Origin of the sequence: Mesorhizobium hunchu (assembly GCF_040081975.1) — a bacterium.
Lineage (GTDB): Bacteria > Pseudomonadota > Alphaproteobacteria > Rhizobiales > Rhizobiaceae > Mesorhizobium > Mesorhizobium hunchu.
Map to the genome: position 1 here is coordinate 1 of NZ_JBEBMG010000022.1, position 14696 is coordinate 14696.

The following is a 14696-nucleotide window of genomic DNA, read 5'->3' on the forward strand; positions in this document are numbered from 1 at the left end:
GAGGCGGGGCATGCGTGCTTTCGCCGATCTGCCGGCTGAAGGGCATCGTGCGGGAAGCGCTCGGCGCTTATCTCTCCGTATTCGATAAATACACGCTGGCCGATCTGGTCGCGAACAGAGAAGAGCTTGCAGGCGTGCTGGGCGCGTATAAACTGATCGGCAGTTCAGCCGAACAGGTGGCGTGAACCGGCGCCGCCGAGGGGAAACCATGGTTGCGCAACTGACTTCCAGCGAAAGACAATATTGTGCCGTCATCCTGATCGTGATGGCCATCGTCGGCATCGCCATGGCGGCACTCGGGCGCGGCGACGCGCTCGGCGTCCACGGCGTCATGGTGCTCGCTTACAGCGGCGTCCTGCTATGGGTCGTGCTGTCGGCCTTCTATGGCCCGGAGCCCACGGAAGACAGGTCGGCCAGCTATTATGACGACCCGATCAAGGTTGGCATCGCACTGTCCTTGGCGTGGGCGGTGTTCGGCATGTTCATGGGCGTCTGGGTTGCCGCGCAACTCGCCTGGCCGAATCTCGCCTTCGACGCCGCCTGGTCGACCTTCGGCCGGCTGCGGCCCACCCACACCACCGGCGTCATCTTCGGGTTTGGCGGCAACGCCCTGATCGCCACCTCCTTCCATGTCGTGCAGCGCACGTCACGCGCGCGGCTCGCCGGCCAGATCAGCCCGTGGTTCGTGCTTTTGGGCTACAATCTGTTCTGCCTGCTGGCGGTGAGCGGCTACCTGATCGGCGTCACCCAGTCGAAGGAATACGCCGAGGCCGAATGGTACGCCGACCTCTGGCTGGTGATCGTCTGGGTCGCTTATTTCATTCTCTATGTTCGCACGTTGGCGCGCCGCAAGGAGCCGCACATCTACGTGGCCAACTGGTATTACCTGGCCTTCATCCTGGTGGTGGCGATCCTGCATATCGTCAATAACCTGGCCATCCCGATTTCGTGGGGCAGCGCCAAGAGCTACACCATCTGGGCCGGCGTGCAGGACGCCATGGTGCAGTGGTGGTACGGCCACAACGCCGTCGCCTTCTTCCTCACCTCGGGCTTCCTGGGGATGCTGTATTACTATCTGCCGAAGCGGGCGGGCCGGCCGATCTTCTCCTACCGGCTGTCGATCCTCTCCTTCTGGGGCATCACCTTCTTCTACATGTGGGTCGGCTCCCACCATCTCCACTACACGGCGCTGCCGCACTGGGTGCAGAACCTCGGCATGACCTTCTCGGTGATGCTTTTGGTGCCGTCATGGGCCTCCGCCGGCAACGCGCTGCTGACCCTGAACGGCGCCTGGCACAAGGTGCGCGACGACGCCACGCTGCGCTTCATGTTCATCGCCGCTGTCTTCTACGGCCTCTCGACCTTCGAGGGCTCGTTCCTCGCCATCCGCCCAGTCAATTCGCTGTCCCACTACACCGACTGGACGATCGCCCATGTCCATGCCGGCGTGCTCGGCTGGGTGGCGATGATCGTTTTCGGCGCGTTCTATACGCTCGTTCCGACATTGTGGAAGCGCGAGCGCATGTATTCGGCGGCTCTCGTCGAGGTGCATTTCTGGCTCGCGATGGCCGGAACGCTGATCTACGTGTTCGCGATGTGGAATTCCGGCATCATCCAGGGCCTGATGTGGCGAACCTACAACGGCGACGGGACGCTGACCTATTCCTTCGTCGACTCGTTGGTGGCGATGTACCCCTACTACATTGCGCGCGCCTTCGGCGGCCTGCTGTTCCTGCTCGGCATGATCGTCGCCTGCTACAACATATGGATGACGGTTCGTGGCGTTCCCGCCGTAGCCGATCTCGCGGAGCGGCCGGAAGCCGGCGCCGCGCCAGCCCTTGCGGAGTGACCCGATGCGTGAGCTTTTCCATCGCAAGCTGGAGCGGACGGCGATCGGCTTCGTGCTGATGGTGATCCTGGCCGCCAGCGTCGGCGGCTTCGTCGAAATCGCGCCGCTGTTCACCATCCACCAGACGGTCGAGGATGCGCCCGATATGCGCGTCTATACCCCGCTGGAACTCGCCGGCCGCAACATCTACGAGCGCGAGGGCTGCTATGCCTGCCACAGCCAGATGATCCGCACGCTGCGCGACGACGTCGAGCGCTATGGCCACTACTCATTGGCTGTCGAATCCAAATACGACCATCCGATGCTGTGGGGCTCGAAGCGCACGGGGCCGGACCTTGCCCGCGTCGGCGAAAAATATTCCGACTTCTGGCATGTCGCGCATCTGAGCAACCCGCGCGACGTGGTGCCGGAATCCAACATGCCGGCCTACGCCTTCCTGGCGCGCACGCGGCTCAAGATGGACGACCTCGGCGAACACCTCAGGGTACTGCGCGAGCTTGGCGTGCCCTATACGGACGACATGATCGCCAACGCCGCGCGCGACGCCTACGGCCAGGCGACGCCGGACAGCGATTTCGCCAGCGGCGTCACCGAGCGCTATGGCGACGCGACCGACGTCAGCGCCTTCGACGGCGTGACGAGCGAAGTGACCGAGATGGATGCGCTGGTGGCCTACCTGCAGGTGCTCGGCCGCCTGACCAACGCGGCGAGCCGCGACGAGGCCGGTATCACGCCCCAGGTCGGCGGCACGGGCGGTTGAGGAGCAAATCATGGATATCACCCACGACATGCTTGTCGGCCTCTCCAAGAGCTGGGGCCTTTTCTATCTGATCGGCTTCGCGGTGGTGGTGACGATCTACGCGTTCTGGCCCTCCAACCGCGCCCGCTTCCATGCGGCCAAGAACGACATTCTGGATCAGGACGACAAGCCATGGCGGTAGAGGAGATCGATCCGGTCAGCGGCCGCGTCACGACCGGGCACGAATGGAACGGCATCAAGGAACTCGACACCCCGGTGCCGCGGGGTGTGCTGATGTTCCTGATCGCCACTCATATCTTTGCCGTGCTGTGGTGGTTCGTGATGCCGACCTGGCCGCTCGGCACCACCTACACGCGTGGGTTGCTCGACACCGATCAGCACAAGATCATCGCCGAGAAGATGGCCGAGGCGAACGCCGCGCGCGCGTCTTGGGTCGATGCGCTCGACACCAAGAGCTACGACGAGATCCTGGCCGACCCGCAGCTCATGAAAGTGGTGAAGGAGACTGGCCACCGCCTGTTCGGCGACAATTGCGCCGCCTGCCACGGACGTGACGGGCGCGGAGGCGCCAACTATCCGGACCTCGCCGACCACGACTGGATCTGGGGCGGTGGACCGGAAACGATCGCCCAGACCATCAGTGTCGGCGTCAACAGCGCCAATCCCGACAGCCGGGTGTCACAGATGCCCGCTTTCGGCCGCGACCAGATGCTCGAGCCGGCGCAGCTGCACGACGTCGCCCTCTATGTCCACTCGCTGAGCAATCCGGATGACGCCACGCCGGACAACGTCGAGACCATCGAGGCGGGCCGGCAGGTGTTCCTGGCCAATTGCGCGGCCTGCCACGGCGAGGACGCCAAGGGGAGCGCCGACGTCGGTGCGCCGAACCTGACCGACAAATACTGGATCTACGGCGGCGACCTCCAGACGATCATAAACACGCTGCATGGCGGACGGCAGGGTCATATGCCGACCTGGGCCGAGCGCCTCTCGCCCGCCGACATCAAGATCCTCGCCCTCTATGTCTATTCGCTGGGCGTGGAAAACCCGTGAGCTGGAACGGACGATGAAGGAACAGGCCGCTGGCAGAAGAATTTCATGGGCTGTCTGGCTGCTGGTCGGGGCCGGCGTGCTGGTGTTCTGCGGCGCCAACGCGCACCTCGTCTATGTGGCGGTGAGTTCTCAGCCGGAGTGCGTGGCTCACCTCAAGGAGCCGCAGCGCGGAGGCGGGAGCTATCGCGCCGCGCAGTCTGATTGCTGACGGGCAGGAGAGAACGACGATGAGCCAAGCCCAACGCCCCTATGGCCTGTTGAACGAGCTTTCGGGCATCGAGGAGACGCGCAATCCCGAGCGCCAGCGCAACCTGCCGGCGGGTGCCTGCTTCGCATGGCTCTCCGCCGGGTGGCGCGATCTGTGGACGCGGCCCGGACCGAGCCTCGCCTACGGCTTCGCCGTCTTTCTCGTCTCAGCGGTGCTGGTGTGGACGCTGTTCGCCTTCGGTTGGGACTACATCCTGTTTCCGGCGCTGGCCGGCTTCATGATCGTCGGGCCGGTGGCGGCGGTCGGACTCTACGAAAAGAGCCGCGAGCTGGAGGAGGGCGGGAAGCCCGGCCTTGGCTCGATGCTGTTCGTGTCGCCGCGCGCCGGCGCGCAGGTGCTGTTCACCGGCTTGCTGCTGTTCCTGGTTATGCTTCTGTGGATGCGCGCCGCCGTCCTCATCTACGCGCTGTTCTTCGGCGTGCGGCCGTTTCCGGGCCTCGACCACATCACCCATGTGATCCTGACGACACCGGAAGGCCTTGCCATGCTGGTCGTCGGCACTGCGATCGGCGGGCTGTTCGCCGCCTTCGGCTTCGCCATCAGCGTCTTTTCCGTTCCCATGCTGCTCGACAGGCCGGTCGATGCTCTGACCGCGATGGGCACAAGCATGGCGACGGTGTGGAACAATACCCGGCCGATGATCGTGTGGGGCTTTGTGGTCCTCATACTGTTTGCCCTTGGCGTGGCGACCGGATTCCTCGGACTGATCGTCATATTCCCGTGGCTCGGCCACGCCACCTGGCACGCCTACAAGGCGATGCGCTGACGAGGCGGAACAGTGTCCTGCTGCGCACCCGGCGAAGCGAGGCTCGAATTCGAGGCGCCGACGGTGGCGCGCGAGGAGATCCTGCTGGCCAGCCGCGATCTCGGCGACGGCACCCGCCAGACCGACCTTTCGGTGCCGGGCGTGCATTGCGGCGCCTGCATCGCCGCCGTGGAAAAGACGCTTTCCGCGCTCGACGGCGTGACCGGCGCGCGCGTCAATCTTTCCACCAGGCGCGTGGCTGTGCGCTGGCGCCCGCTTGACGGGAATGTCCCCGACATGGTCGGCGCGCTGGCACGGATCGGCTATCCGGCGCATCTTCAGTCCTTCGAGGCCGACAGGACCGACCCGCAGCTTTCCCGGCTGATCAAGGCGCTAGCACTTTCGGGTTTCTGCGCCATGAACATCATGCTGCTGTCGGTGTCCGTCTGGTTCGGGGCGGACGGAGGAACGCGGCAGGCTTTCCACATCATTTCCGCCGTGCTGGCGCTTCCGGCCGTCATCTATGCCGGCGGCATATTCTATGCGTCGGCGTGGAATGCGCTGCGTCATGGCCGCACCAACATGGACGTGCCGATCGCCATCGGCGTGACTTTGGCCTTCGGCTTGAGCCTCTACGACACCGCGCAGGGCGCCGAACACGCGTATTTCGACGCCGCGACGACGCTGCTGTTCTTCCTGCTGATCGGCCGCACGCTGGATCACCTTATGCGCGAGAAGGCGCGCTCGGCCGTGGTGGGGCTGGCGCGGCTGGTGCCGGCCGGCGCCACGCTGGTCGAGAAGGACGGAACGCGCCGCTATGTGGCGCTCCCGGCGATCGAATCCGGCGCGCTGCTGTTCGTCGCGCCCGGCGACCGCATCCCCGTCGACGGCGTCGTGGAAACCGGTCGCTCGGACCTCGACCGTTCGCTGGTGTCGGGCGAAAGCGCGCCGGATACCGCCTCGCCGGGAAGCGGGGTGCAGGCCGGGCTGATGAACCTCACCGGGCCGCTGACGATCCGGGCGACGGCGCGGGCAGAAGATTCGTTTCTGACCGAGATGGTCCGGCTGATGGAGGCCGCCGAAGGGGGCAGGGCGCGCTACCGGCGGCTCGCAGACCGGGCCGCGGCCCTCTATTCGCCGGTGGTGCATACCATCGCGGCGCTCTCCTTCGCCGGTTGGTTCCTCGCCACGCGCGACTGGCACCAGTCGGTGACGGTGGCGATCTCTGTGCTCATCATCACCTGTCCCTGCGCGCTCGGCCTCGCCGTGCCGATCGTCCAGGTGATGGCGGCGCGCCGTCTGTTCGAGCGCGGCGTCATGGTCAAGGACGGCGCTGGGCTGGAACGCCTCGCCGAGATCGACGCCGTGCTGTTCGACAAGACCGGCGTGCTGACGCTGGGCAGGCCGCGTGTCGCCAATGCCGGCGAAATTGCGCGTTCGGCATGGCCGATAGCCGTGGCCCTGGCGGCGGGCTCGCGTCATCCGGCCGCCCGCGCGATTGCCGCAGCCGGCGGGGCAGGGGGAGCGGATGTCGTCTTCGACGAGGTCCGGGAGATCCCGGGCCTGGGGGTCGAGGGCCGTGCGCGGGGAAAGCTTTATCGGCTCGGCCGGTCCGCTTGGGCGCTCGGCGGCGACGCCGGCGAAGGCAGCCCTGAGGGCGGATCGGTCGTCGTGCTGGCCGGCGATGGCGCCAGGCTGGCGACGTTCGCGATCGAGGATCGCGTCCGCCCCGGCGCCAGTGAGATGATGCACCGGTTGCGCCAGGCGGGCCTGCCGGTCGAAATCCTTTCGGGCGACCGCGCCGTGGCGGTTCAGGGACTGGCGTCGCAACTGGAGATCGACCGCGCGGCGGGCGACCTGCTGCCGTCGGACAAACTCGCCCGCATCCGCGAACTCGCCGATGCCGGCCGCAAGGTGCTGATGGTCGGCGACGGCCTGAACGATGCGCCGGCGCTGGCGGCGGCCTATGTCTCGATGGCGCCCGCTACCGCCGCCGACATCGGCCGCAACGCAGCCGATTTCGTTTTCCTGCACGAGGACCTATCGGCTGTCTCGACGGCGTTCGACATTGCACGGAAAGCAAAGGTGCTGGTGCGCGAGAATTTCACGCTTGCCGTCGCCTACAACGCGCTGGCCGTGCCGGTCGCCGTCGGTGGGCTGGTCACGCCGCTGGTGGCGGCGGTCGCCATGTCGCTGTCATCGGTACTGGTCGTGGCGAACGCCATGCGGTTGCATTCGGGGCGCCTGCGCCCGGGATCGGCCGCCCGACCAGACGAAGGTCGCCGCGCGCCCGTCCAGCCACAGACGGCAACGGTTGCCGGCCGATGAACTATCTCGTGGTCCTGATACCCGTCGCGCTCCTGCTCGGGCTGGCGGGGCTGGCGGCTTTCCTGTGGTCGCTGCGCTCCGGCCAGTACGAGGATCTGGACGGCGCCGCCGAGCGCGTCCTGCTGGACGACGACGACAAGCCGTCGTGATTGTTTCCGCGATGTTTTGCCTGGCGCAGCAAAAAATGGGCGCGCCCCACGGCGCGCCCGCTCCCCCCGCCCCTGCAAGCCGATGCTATGGCTTGGCCGGACCGGCGTGCATGATGTCGTCTTCCCTCGGGCCGTCGACGATCAGGTAACCGGCGAGGCCGCGCTCCGCCCGCGACAGCGCGTGGTCGACCAGCACGTAGTGGCCGGCGCGGTCGACCTTGAAGTCGACCACCGTGGCGCCGCCGGGCGGCACGGTGACCGTCTGCACGTCGGTGAGCGGCGGCGACGTCATGCTGGCGAACGGGTAGACGTGGTCGAAGATCTCACCGATGACGTGGAAGGACGAGGTGTAGTTCGGCCCGCCGACGCCGAAGAAGATGCGCACCGTCTCGCCCGCGTTGGCGTAGAGCGGATGCGCCTTGGTGAGCGCGCCGACCGAGCCGTTGAACAGGAAATATTCCGGGCGCTCGGAGATCAGCTTGTCGTAGTCCATCTCCATCTCGCCCTTTGTGCCGAACGGCTCGACCGTGTAGAGCTCGCCCTGCATGACGTAGAATTCACGGTCGACCTGCGGCAGGCCGCCCTCGGGCTCGACCACGATCAGGCCGTACATGCCGCTGGCAATGTGATGGGCGACGCTGGGCGTGGCGCAGTGGTAGACGAAGACACCGGCTTTGAGCGCCTTGAAGGTCACCACCGCCTCTTCGCCGGGTGCGATCTGGGTGAAGTCGGCGCCGCCGCCGGGGCCGGTCGCTGCATGGAAGTCCACCGAATGCATCATGACGCTGTCGGCGGCGTTCCGGATATGGACCTCGACCGTGTCGCCGACGCGGGCGCGCAGCATCGGGCCGGGCACCTTGCGGTTGAAGGTCCAGTAGACATAGGACGTGCCGTCGTCCAGCCGGCCCTTCAGCTCGACCGTTTCGAGGTCGACGCGCACCACCTGCGGCGCGCGCTGCCCGATCGGCGCCGGCAGGTCCGCCGGGTCGCGCACGATGTCGGCGGCGTCGCCCTCCATGTCGGAGCGGGGGCCCGGCATCACCTGGATCAGCCCTTCCATGCCCGCTGCGCGGTGGCCCGCGATGGAGCAGAAATAGGCGAATTCGCCGACTTTGTTGGCCAGGAAGGAAAAGGTCGAGGAGGCGTTCTTGCCGACCACGATGGATGAGCGCGCGGCATACTGGTCGAGGACGATGTCGTGTTCGGCGCCCTCGCCGTTGATGAGGTTGATCTGGACCAGCTCGCCCTCGTGCACCATCAGCGTCGGATTGACCTTGCTGTCGATGTCGCCGCCGACGCCGATATAGACCATGCGGCCGTCGGCGATGCCGGTGCGCAGCGTGAAGATGGTGGCGTTGTGGTAGCTGACGGCCGGCTGATCGGCCGATGCCGGTGCGGCGGCGGGCGCTGCCGTTTCCTGTGCCGTCTGCGAGGTCATGGTATGGTCGTGCGTTTGGGCGAAGGCGCTGGAAAGCGGCGCGAACGCCACGGTTCCGGCGAGTAAGGTGGCCGCCAGGCACCGTGCCGCCTTGCGCGCGGTTTTCGCTCCGGCCGCGGGCACTGGGCTGGCTCCGCTGCTGTGTCTCATGGAAGGACTCCGTTTCTGGATCGAACGGACGGAGCCCTAACAGGCCGCCGCATTGCCTTCCTTGAGGCAGCGCAATGAAGCGGCGGCCCAAGCGCCGCACGGCGCACCGAATGTCGTTGATCACTCGGAAGTTTGCGCCCGCGCAAGGAAGACAGGGAGGGTCCGGCCCATGGTCTACCCTGTCGCAGGAATTGCCGCGCGAGACTTTGGGCCTCCCGGTCGCTCCAGCCGGATGGTCGAAGGAGAACAGCAACCATGGGAACCGCGCTGTCGCGCTGGACGATGGCCTTCTTCGCCGCCGCGCTGCTCTTCCTGCTGGCGGCGGAGGCGATGATGGCGGGGGGCTACGGTTTTCCGGCGGTGCCCGTCGAGGCGCCGGAGACGCTGGTTCTCGTCCATGCCGTCGCCATCGGCTGGCTGAGCCTGCTGATGTGCGGCGCGCTGCTGCAGTTCGTGCCGGTGCTGGTGGCGCGGCCGCTGAGGGCAGGGCGTCTTGTCGTGCCCGCGTTGCTGTGCCTGCTGGCCGGACTGACCTGCCTGCTCGGCGGCTTCCTCGACCTCGCCGGCACCATCGTGAGCGGCCTGCCGCTGCTGCCGGCAGCGGCGGTCCTGCTGCCTCTGGGATTTTTGCCGATCGGCTTTATCGTCGCCGCGACGCTGTGGAGCGTGCGGCCGTCGCGTTTGCCCTTGCAGGCGCGGTTCGTCGCGGTGGGCGTGGCCTGCCTGTTCGCGACCTTCGGCCTCGGCGCGCTTTTCGCGCTGACCCTGTCCGGCCTGCTGCCTTTCGACGTCCGCAGCTGGGGATTGCCGATCCATGCCGTCGCGGGTTTCGGCGGCTGGCTGACCTTCAGCGCTATCGGCGTGAGCTATCGCCTGCTGCCCATGTTCATGCTGTCCCCGGAAAAGGAGCGCGCGACGGGCAAGGCCGCGTGGTGGTGCGGCGTCGCCGCGCTGCTGTCGGTTCCCTGCGGCATCGCGGAACACCTGGTCGGCGGTTCCAGCGTGGGCGGCGCTCTCGCGGCGGCGCTGGCCGCGGCGATGCTGGTGTTCTATGGCGCCGATCTCGTCTTCTTCTACCGCAACCGCAAGCGCCGCCACGTCGAACTGAACGTCAGCGCGGCGGGCGGTGGGTTTCTCGCTCTGTTCGCCTCGGCGTTGCTGTTCTTCGCCCTGGCGGCCGCCGGTTCGCTGGATCGGCATGTCGGCGCTCTCGTCTACATCGTGGCTTTCGGCTGGTTGACGGGCCTCGGCCTGTCTCAGCTCTACAAGATCGTGCCGTTCCTGACCTGGCTGGAATGCTATGGCGGATTGATGGGAAAGAAGCCGACGCCGCGCGTGCAGGATCTGGTCGCCGAAAGGCGCGGGCGATACTGGTTCGCCCTCTATTTCGCCGCCGTGGCGGCCGGCACGGCGGCCCTGCTGATGGAGGCGCCATGGCTGTTCCGGCTGGCGTCCGCACTGATGCTTGCCGCGACCCTTGCTATCGTCGCCGAACTGGTCGCGGCGCGACGCCTCGTCTACGTGCCGTCGGAAAAACGGCTTCCCCAAGGAGCCGTGCGACCCAATCTCTTCCTGCCGCGATACCGTTGATTCCACTTGGAGATTTTGCCATGTCCCCTGCACCCTATGATCTCGACGTCAGGCCGATCCTGCGCGAGGGCGGCGAGCCGTTCAGCGTGATCATGGCGGCGGTCGCCGTGCTCGCTCCCGGACAGCCGCTCCGGTTGCTGACGACTTTCAAGCCGCTGCCGCTGTTCCAGGTGCTGGGTGCGCGCGGCTTCGACGCGGCGGCACGCGAGATCGGCGGCGGCGACTGGGAGGTGATTTTCACGCCGGCCGGAGCGCCGCCTGCGCGCGAAGCTGCCGGAGCGCCGGCCGCGCGCGATGCCGGTCACGATTGGCCGGAACCGGAGTTCGAGCTCGACCTGCGCGACCTCGATCCGCCCGAACCGATGGTCCGCGCGCTGGAAGGCGTGGAGTCGCTCTCTGCGGGCCGGACGATGGCCGCGCTGCTGCCGCGCGAGCCGGTGTTCCTCTTCGAGGAACTCGATCAGCGGGGCCACCGGTGGCGCGGCGCCTTCCTGCCGGATGACGGCTACCGCATCGTCGTGCGAGCCAAGGACGTATCGAAAGAGAGCGGGACATGACCGCCGCGTCGGATACGCTTGCGGCGGAGGTGAGGCAGGCGCTCGCTCTGGTCATCGATCCCGAGCTTGGCGAGAATGTCGTCGACCTCGGCCTGATCTATGCGGTCGCGGTGGAAAAAGGCGTGGCCCGGATCGAGATGACGACGACGACGCCGGGCTGCCCGGCGACGGCCTTCCTCAAGGAGGCGGCGCAGGCGGCCGCACGGGGAGTGCCGGGCGTCCGCTATGCCGAAGTGAAACTCACCTACGAGCCGAAATGGTCGCCCGCCATGATGAACGAGACAGCGCGGCGGAACCTCGGCAGCCGGTGAGAGTCGGCAGGTGCGCCGCAGCTTTTCCGCTCATTCCTTGCCGGCATGCGCTTCGGCGATCTGCCTGAGCCTGCGGGGATCGGTGACGGCGACTTTCTGCCGTCCGCTACGGACCAGTCCTTTTTCCTCCCATGCCGTCATCAGGCGGCTCACCGTGTGGAGCGTCGTGCCGGTCATCTCGGCTATATCCTGACGCGAGATCGGGAAATCGATCAGCACCCCATCGTCGGTCTTCTTGCCGCTCTGCGCGATCAGCTTGAGAAGGGCATGCGCCACGCGCTGGTCGACCTGCTCGGTGGACATCTCGACCACGAGCGTATGCGCATCCTGCAGGCGGCTCCCCACGGTCTTGTAGGTATGGGCGCCGAAGGCCGGGAAGGTCGCGGCGAATTCCGACCACAGTGCGCTCGGCCAGGCGAGGACGATGCAATCGACCGCGGCGACGGCGCTGGCGGGATAGGTGGTGCGGCCAAGGGCGCGTGCGATGCCGATCAGCTCACCGGGGCTGATGTAGCGCACGATCACGTCCTGGCCTTCCGGCGTCGACTTGACCACCCGGACATGGCCGTCGAGCAGCAGGAAGAAGGCGTGCGCCTCGGCATCCTGCTCGAAAATGGCCTGTCCCTTGGGCACACGCTGCGAGCGGGCCTTGCCGACAACCCGGTCGAGGTTGTCGGCCGTCAGGCCCTGAAAAAGGGGCAGGCCTGAGATCAGGGACCGGTCCAGTCGGCTCAACGGCCTTTTCTCCTTGGGTTGTCGAAACTCGGATTCGAACGGCCGCACCATCTCACAGGTCCCTGGAGCGCGGCAAGATGAACCTGCTGCGGTCATTTATCTCCCATTTCCGATTTGTTTGCGCTGCAACAAAGTTGGCGTCTGGCGGTATACCTAGATATCGCCCGACGGTTCGCCGTCATCCAAGAGAAAGAAAGGCAAATCCGATGAGACCCCTAATCGCTGTTGCAGCCATCTTCGCCGCGTTGACGCTGGCCGGAGGCGCCGAGGCGGCCGACCACCAGATCCAGATGCTCAACAAGGGCGAGAAGGGCAACATGGTGTTCCAGCCCGATTTCGTCCAGGCCGCGCCCGGAGACACGATCACCTTCGTGGCGACCGACAAGGGGCATGACGCCGAGAGCGTCAAAGGCATGATCCCCGACGGCGCCGAGCCCTTCAAGGGCAAGATGAGCGAAGGCTTTACCGTCACCCTGGACAAGGAGGGCGTCTACGGCGTCAAGTGCACGCCGCATTACGGCATGGGCATGGTGGCGCTGATCGTCGTCGGCAAGCCCGTCAACCTTGAGCAGGCCAAGGCCGTCAAGCAGGTCGGCAAGGCCAAGAAGGTGTTCGCGGCGTTGCTGGCCGAAGTGCCGGCCGGGAACTGAACGCGACTGACCACCACCAGCGTCGAAAAATCCGTTCGGCGCCGGGACAGGGCTGGGACGTGATGGCGATTCCACGCACGCGACCGGGAAACTATCCGGCGCTTTTCTCCTACGGGTTCAGGCCCTTCTTCCTGCTCGGCGCGCTTTACGGCGGCGGGGCGATCCTGTTCTGGCTGCCGCTGTTCTATGGCCGCCTCGCCACCCTCAGCGCCTTTGCGCCGGTCGACTGGCATGTGCATGAGATGCTGTTCGGCTATCTCGCCGCGATCGTCACCGGGTTCCTGCTGACGGCGATCCCGAACTGGACGGGGCGGTTGCCGCTGCAGGGCCTGCCGCTGCTGGTTCTGGTGATGCTCTGGCTGGTCGGTCGCGTGGCCGTGTTCTTCTCCGCCGTCATGGATTGGCGGCTGGTCATGCTGGGAGATTGCGCATTCCTGCTCGCCGTCGCCGCGGCGGCAGGGCGTGAGATCGTGGCCGGAAGGAACTGGCGCAATCTGAAGGTTCTCGTGCCGGTTTCGATCCTGCTGGGGGCCAATGTCGCCTTCCACGCCGAAGTTCATTTCGACGGCGTTTCCGATGTCAGCCGCCGGCTGGGCATCGGCGCGGCCATCGTTCTGATCATGATCATCGGTGGGCGCATCATCCCGAGCTTCACCCGCAACTGGCTTGTGCGCGAGAATCCCGGCCGCCTGCCGGCGCCGTTCGATCGTTTCGACGTAGCGGTGATCGCGGTTTCTGCTGTCGCGATTGCGGCATGGGTTTTCTTCCCCGTCCGTCCTGCAAGTGGTGTGCTGGTCATCGCCGCCGCCGTGTCGAACCTCTTGCGGCTGGCGCGTTGGGCCGGAGACCGTACGTGGCGGGACCCGCTGGTCCTCATCCTGCATCTGGCTTTTGTCTTCGTGCCGCTTGGGTTCCTGCTGAACGGACTGACCGCGCTGTTTCCGGGGACCGTGCCGCAGGCGGCGGGGCTGCATGCCTTCGGCGTTGGTGCGATCGGTTGCATGACGCTGGCAGTCATGACACGTGCCACACTCGGCCATACCGGCCGGAAATTGCGGGCTGGGACTGGAACTTGTGTCCTGTATGCCATGGTCATAGTCGCCACTGGCTTACGGATTGCAGTAACCTTTCTCACTGATGGCGAAACGCTACTGATTTTGTCGGCTGTTAGCTGGGCGGCCGCTTTCCTCGGCTATGCGGCACTGTTCGGGAGGATGCTTGTTCGCCCGAGAATGACAATACGCTAAGTTGGTTGATCATGATCGTCTGTTGATCCCGTTTCGTCGGTCCACCGCTGATGTTTGCGAGATTACTGGCCACCGGCGAAATCGTTCAGCCGTTCGAGGTTTCAATTGCGCCGGGCAGCTATTGGTTGACGAGCTTGCCAAGCAAGAAGCTCTCCAACGCAATGCAGAGCTTCGGCTGTCGCTTAATCGAGATAGCCATATGCGACGGTCGGTTTGCGGCCCAACCATTGTTACCGCGAATGGCTGGAACGAGGGCTATCCGGGGTGGCAGCTTTTCGGGGAACGTTCTCCAAGACCGGACGGTCCGTTCTCGGCCCCGAATGCGTCATCGATAACGGCAGAATTCAGCCGTTCAGACACGAGGCCGCCGCCCGAGCCACATGTGGCGCGTGTGCTGACCGTCGCGTCTCAGACAAAGTTTGTCCACCGATTTACTTGATGGGTTTGGCGGCGTGTCGAACCTTCTTCTCCGGGGCGGCGTAGGTGGGTGTTTGTGTTGATTTCCGCCGAGAACTGACCCGGGATTGAGGGATTTTTCCATCGAGAAGTGACCCATGTTTGAACCCACCCCTGCTGGTTGATCGCAGGGGACATTGGAGTGATAGACATGGCGTTACTGAGCGTTATCCGACGCTGGCATCTGCGGGATGGACACTCGATCCGGGAGATTGCCGCCACCGGCTATGGCAGCCGATGCCGCGCTTTCCATCGCTGGAGGCCTTGAACGACTGGCTGGAGCGGCGGTGTCGGGCGCTGTGGCAACAGATTCCCCATGGCCTCAGGCCGGGAACGATCGAAGACATCCGGGCCGAGGAAGCACGGTTCCTAATGCCCATGCCACGCCTCTTCGACGGCTTCGTCGAATA

Annotated in this window: 15 protein-coding genes and 2 pseudogenes; 15 read left to right on the forward strand and 2 right to left on the reverse strand. The window is 65.8% G+C overall.

Features of this window, described 5'->3' with window-relative positions:
* From ABMA46_RS21055 to ccoS, 9 genes and pseudogenes are all read left to right on the forward strand, one after another.
* Nucleotides 1–185 (forward strand): annotated as a pseudogene (locus ABMA46_RS21055) (Rrf2 family transcriptional regulator); the annotation flags it as partial.
* A 23-nt stretch (nt 186–208) separates the two neighbouring features.
* A complete protein-coding gene (gene ccoN, locus ABMA46_RS21060; protein WP_349001962.1) occupies nt 209–1849 on the forward strand; it encodes a cytochrome-c oxidase, cbb3-type subunit I in 1641 nt (546 codons plus the stop codon).
* A gap of 4 nt (nt 1850–1853) precedes the next feature.
* Nucleotides 1854–2609, forward strand: coding sequence for a cytochrome-c oxidase, cbb3-type subunit II (gene ccoO / locus ABMA46_RS21065; protein ID WP_349001963.1), 756 nt, complete (start codon nt 1854–1856; stop codon nt 2607–2609).
* Between the two features lie 10 nt (nt 2610–2619).
* Nucleotides 2620–2790 (forward strand): cbb3-type cytochrome c oxidase subunit 3, encoded by a 171-nt coding sequence (locus tag ABMA46_RS21070; protein ID WP_349001964.1) that lies wholly within the window; start codon nt 2620–2622, stop codon nt 2788–2790.
* Nucleotides 2781–3662 carry a cytochrome-c oxidase, cbb3-type subunit III gene (gene ccoP / locus ABMA46_RS21075; RefSeq protein ID WP_349001965.1) on the forward strand — a complete coding sequence of 294 codons (882 nt, stop codon included), beginning with the start codon at nt 2781–2783 and terminating at the stop codon, nt 3660–3662. The genes ABMA46_RS21070 and ccoP overlap by 10 nt, the downstream gene beginning before the upstream one ends.
* A gap of 13 nt (nt 3663–3675) precedes the next feature.
* Nucleotides 3676–3870 (forward strand): hypothetical protein, encoded by a 195-nt coding sequence (locus ABMA46_RS21080; protein WP_349001966.1) that lies wholly within the window; start codon nt 3676–3678, stop codon nt 3868–3870.
* A gap of 19 nt (nt 3871–3889) precedes the next feature.
* Complete coding sequence (locus ABMA46_RS21085; RefSeq protein ID WP_349001967.1) at nt 3890–4696, forward strand: DUF2189 domain-containing protein; 807 nt, start codon at nt 3890–3892, stop codon at nt 4694–4696.
* Nucleotides 4697–4708: 12 nt separating this feature from the next.
* Entirely contained in the window at nt 4709–7003 is a 2295-nt protein-coding gene (locus tag ABMA46_RS21090; RefSeq protein ID WP_349001968.1) for a heavy metal translocating P-type ATPase, read from the forward strand.
* Nucleotides 7000–7152: a cbb3-type cytochrome oxidase assembly protein CcoS gene (ccoS, locus tag ABMA46_RS21095; RefSeq protein ID WP_349001969.1), complete on the forward strand. Its 153-nt coding sequence runs from the start codon at nt 7000–7002 to the stop codon at nt 7150–7152. The genes ABMA46_RS21090 and ccoS overlap by 4 nt, the downstream gene beginning before the upstream one ends.
* 85 nt (nt 7153–7237) lie before the next feature.
* Here ccoS and nirK read toward each other — a convergent pair whose 3' ends face one another.
* Nucleotides 7238–8740 (reverse strand): copper-containing nitrite reductase, encoded by a 1503-nt coding sequence (gene nirK / locus ABMA46_RS21100; RefSeq protein ID WP_349001970.1) that lies wholly within the window; start codon nt 8738–8740, stop codon nt 7238–7240.
* Nucleotides 8741–8995: 255 nt separating this feature from the next.
* Here nirK and ABMA46_RS21105 point away from each other — a divergent pair, with 255 nt between their 5' ends.
* Genes ABMA46_RS21105 through ABMA46_RS21115 form a run of 3 tightly spaced genes read left to right on the forward strand, consistent with a single transcriptional unit; the run spans nt 8996 to nt 11198 of the window.
* A complete protein-coding gene (locus ABMA46_RS21105; RefSeq protein WP_349001971.1) occupies nt 8996–10330 on the forward strand; it encodes a hypothetical protein in 1335 nt (444 codons plus the stop codon).
* 20 nt (nt 10331–10350) lie between these two features.
* Nucleotides 10351–10887 (forward strand): DUF2249 domain-containing protein, encoded by a 537-nt coding sequence (locus ABMA46_RS21110; protein ID WP_349001972.1) that lies wholly within the window; start codon nt 10351–10353, stop codon nt 10885–10887.
* Nucleotides 10884–11198 (forward strand): metal-sulfur cluster assembly factor, encoded by a 315-nt coding sequence (locus ABMA46_RS21115; RefSeq protein ID WP_349001973.1) that lies wholly within the window; start codon nt 10884–10886, stop codon nt 11196–11198. Before ABMA46_RS21110 ends, ABMA46_RS21115 begins: the two co-directional genes overlap by 4 nt.
* 30 nt (nt 11199–11228) lie before the next feature.
* On the opposite strand, the gene ABMA46_RS21120 is transcribed toward ABMA46_RS21115, so the two are convergent.
* Nucleotides 11229–11933, reverse strand: coding sequence for a Crp/Fnr family transcriptional regulator (locus ABMA46_RS21120; protein WP_349001974.1), 705 nt, complete (start codon nt 11931–11933; stop codon nt 11229–11231).
* A gap of 206 nt (nt 11934–12139) precedes the next feature.
* Between ABMA46_RS21120 and ABMA46_RS21125 the strand changes: the two genes are divergently transcribed.
* The 3 genes and pseudogenes from ABMA46_RS21125 to ABMA46_RS21135 form a co-directional block, all read left to right on the forward strand.
* Nucleotides 12140–12583 (forward strand): pseudoazurin, encoded by a 444-nt coding sequence (locus ABMA46_RS21125; protein ID WP_349001975.1) that lies wholly within the window; start codon nt 12140–12142, stop codon nt 12581–12583.
* Nucleotides 12584–12645: 62 nt separating this feature from the next.
* The gene (locus ABMA46_RS21130; RefSeq protein ID WP_349001976.1) at nt 12646–13830 is read left to right on the forward strand and encodes an NnrS family protein; all 1185 of its coding nucleotides are present in this window, start codon (nt 12646–12648) and stop codon (nt 13828–13830) included.
* 666 nt (nt 13831–14496) lie between these two features.
* Nucleotides 14497–14696, forward strand: a pseudogene (locus tag ABMA46_RS21135) (IS21 family transposase); the annotation flags it as partial.